Raw genomic sequence first — 801 nt, forward strand, 5'->3', positions numbered from 1 at the left:
TCAAGTAGGGCTACTTTAATATCGGCTTACCACACCTAAGTGCAGTCGATACTCGGCTCAACTAACGGAACAGTTGGTTTGGTCATTTTGCCAAACAGTTAAATTAAGCGACTTCATGTCGCACCCATAAATAGGCATCAAAGGTATTTTCTGTGACATATCTAAAGATATTTACCTTGTCATTTTCATTACCTTGACGAACAATTCTACCACTTCTTTGCTCTAGGTCAGACGGTCTCCAAGGGACATCTAAATCATGTAAGGCTATTAGTTTATTTTGTACATTTGTACCTGCTCCCATTTTTTGAGTAGAGCCTAATAATACCCTTACTTCTCCTCTTCTAACCTTAGAGAACAATTCATCTTTTTGTTTGTCTGTATCTGCTTCGTGGATAAAGGCTATTTCTTCTTTAGGTATTCCCATATTCACTAGCTTATTTCTAATATCATCATAGATATTAAATTCTCCATCTCCTTTTGGTGTAGACATATCTGAAAATACTAATTGGGTCGATGAATTTTCTTTTGTCTTATCCCAGATCGAAAAGATATTTTTAACGCATACATTAACTTTTGAATTAGGATCATCAGGAAGTAGTGGATTTATTAGTCTTTGGTCAAGAGCAAGTTTTTTACCATCATTTGTAATCTTTAACATATTATCTTCTGTTGGTTCTACTTGGTTATTTCTAACCGCATCAGCTCTTTCTGAAATGGCTTCTAATATTTCTTTTTGTTCCTCAGTAGGTTTTGTTTTAATAACTTCAAAATTTGCTTCTGGTACTGGCAAATTTAACATAT

The 801-nt window shown here is 34.3% G+C and carries 1 pseudogene; it reads right to left on the reverse strand.

Annotated elements, in window-relative coordinates:
- Window positions 1-124: 124 nt before the first annotated feature.
- A pseudogene (locus BN3657_RS00030) lies at window positions 125-801 on the reverse strand (helicase-related protein); the annotation flags it as partial.

This window comes from Peptoniphilus phoceensis (assembly GCF_001517665.2).
Classification (GTDB): Bacteria; Bacillota; Clostridia; order Tissierellales; family Peptoniphilaceae; genus Peptoniphilus_A; species Peptoniphilus_A timonensis.